The organism is Ruminococcus turbiniformis (assembly GCF_020687545.1).
In the GTDB taxonomy this organism is placed as follows: Bacteria; Bacillota; Clostridia; order Lachnospirales; family Lachnospiraceae; genus Mediterraneibacter; species Mediterraneibacter turbiniformis.
Genome location: NZ_JAJEQX010000075.1, coordinates 1 through 2,595 on the forward strand (window position 1 = coordinate 1; position 2,595 = coordinate 2,595).

General features: G+C 46.6%; 2 protein-coding genes. Both read left to right on the top strand.

The features are described from left to right. Positions 1–156: 156 nt before the first annotated feature. A complete protein-coding gene (gene istA / locus LKD70_RS18300; RefSeq protein WP_227709290.1) occupies positions 157–1,788 on the top strand; it encodes an IS21 family transposase in 1,632 nt (543 codons plus the stop codon). Next, entirely contained in the window at positions 1,772–2,521 is a 750-nt protein-coding gene (locus tag LKD70_RS18305) for an ATP-binding protein (protein WP_227709291.1), read from the top strand. Before istA ends, LKD70_RS18305 begins: the two co-directional genes overlap by 17 nt. The last annotated feature ends 74 nt before the right edge of the window (positions 2,522–2,595 follow it).

A 2,595-nucleotide genomic window follows, 5' to 3' on the forward strand; every position in this document is an offset into this window, starting at 1 on the left:
TGCAAATAGCGGCCTACTACGGCCGGTTTTGCGGAGCAAAACGGCCGCAATGCGGAGCTGAGCGGCCAGGGTTTCTTTTGATTTAAAGACTCCCCATCCCTCATAATGGAAGAATACCGCTGGTGCGGTAAATACATCATTATGAGGAGGTAATGTATGCTCGATTACAAAGACATCATTATCAAGCACTATGCCCTGCATATGTCTGGCAGGCAGATTGCAGCAGCTATAGGTGCAAGCAAATCAGGAGTCAACGATTTCCTGAAAGCGTTTGAGCAGTGTGAATCACTGTCGTATCCGTTGCCTGCCGGGATTACCAACTATGGCATAGCGGAACTGGTCTATGGCAGAAATCCTGATGGAGTGGATGGACGAGATCTAAGCTTTGAGCTTCCCGACTTTGCTGAAGTGGAAAAGCAAATGAACAGCCGGAAGAACATGACGCTGGTGTTTCTTTGGGGACGGTATAAAAACCGATGCATGGCAGAAGAAAAAAAATTTTATTCCTATCGCCAGTTTTGCGGCCGATATATGTCTTGGCGTGAGGAGAACTATGAGACACTGCATTTCAATGCTGTGATCGGCGAAAAAATGGAGGTGGACTTTGCAGGGAAAACATTTTCTATGATCAACCGTCTGACTGGAGAGCTCAGTACGATAGTCGTATTTGTGGCAGTGCTTCCCTATTCTCAGTACATTTACGCAGAAGGGATGCTCTCTACCAAGGAACCTCAATGGATTGATGTAAACAATCATGCATTGCGCTTTTTTGGCGGCGTTCCTGCCATTGTCGTTTGCGATAACTGTAAACAGGCTGTGACGGTCAATAAAGACTGGATCGAGCCGGAGCTTAATAAGGATTACGCTGAATGGGCCGAGCATAATGGTACTGTGATCCTTCCAGCCAAAGTACGGCGGCCCAAATTTAAGAGTTCGGTAGAGAACTCCGTAGGCATTCTTGAAAAAGGATTTTTCCATGATCTGGAGGAGCGGCAGTACTTCAGCCTTGAACAGTTTAACACAGATTTATGGGAGAAGCTGGATGAACTGAACGAGCAGAACCTGAAAAACCGAGACTATAGCCGCTATGATCGCTGGCAGGAAGAAAAAGGGGAGTTGATGCCGCTGCCTTCTACTTTTTATCACTATATGGAACGGAAAGAGGCCAAAGTATCAAGTGATTTCCATGTCCGTTTTGATAATGCGTATTATAGTGTTCCCCGGCAATACGTACATAAGCGGGTACTTATCAAGGCAACTGCAACACTGATCCAGATCAGTGCATTATCAGGCGATCTCCTTTGCGAATGGCCCAGAGCCAAATATAAAGGTCAATGGCTCACAAATCCAGAACACCTGCCTGGGAACAGCCGTGAAATGGCCGAATGGAATGGTCCATACTTTATACAGAAAGCGATGACGATTGGCCCCAATACCGTGGAGGTGATAAAACACATCCTCTCCAGCAGGAAATATGAGGTGCAGACCTATCGACAATGCGTTGGCGTACTTGGTTTTGCTAAGAGATACGGAAAAAAAGTGCTGGAAGAATGCTGCGGGCAGGCGCTTGGACTGAATAAAGTCACCTATACCTTTATTAAGAACTCTGTTCCTGCGATTGCCGAAGAACTGACTGACAGTACTGAGATTTCGCAAAGGAATGAAGAAAAGAATAAAGGCGCTTATGTCATGAGTTCCGCATCTGCTGATATCAATCGCCTTCTGGCCAAAAGCCAGTCCCTTGTAGAACAGGCACAGAAGGGAGGGCGTCATGATGAAAAACGCTAATTCCCTGCTTATGGATCTGGAAGAACAGATGAACATGATCGGACTCCCGCTGATGGCGCTCAAGTTGGATGAACTCTACCGGTCATCAGATTTTCTTACCATGGATCGGCTGGAGATGGTATCATCACTTCTGAAACCGGAATACGAAGATAAAACAACAAAACGTTTTAACAATCGGCTCCGGACTGCCCATTTGATCGGCACGCCTTGTGATATCTCGCAGTGCAGGGACTCTTCCCAGCGGCGATATGAGCCGACCGATGCACCGAAAGTATTGTCAACCCTCCAGTTTATTGAAGACGGTCTGAATGTCTGCATACTTGGACCATCAGACAGCGGTAAGACGTTCCTGGCTAAAAGCCTTGGTGTGGCTGCTTGTGAAAAATACCGCGTTAATTATTGCCATTGCAGCGAATTATTGGAACGCCTTGTTGCTGCGAAATCTGCAGATTATACAAAATACCTGCGTGAAATAAAAAAGATTCTTGGGTTTCAACTCCTGATCCTGGACGATTTTTTGTTAAATACAATCATGGATGAACGGGAAGTCAAAGTATTGATGGAAATCCTTGAAAAGCGCATTGAAGCATCCAAAAGTACCATTGTCTGTTCTCAGCGTGAACCTGGGAGTTGGAAAGCGATGATCATGAATGACGAGGTATCGGCCAACGCTATAATGAAGAGGGCAACGAAGCACTACATTGTTGTCATTCAGCCTATCGAAAAGCCTTAATAAGGGTGGCCGTTGTGCTCCGCCGAGTGGCCGCTGGCAAACGCACCAGTGGCCGCTGCTCGGCGCAAATTGCA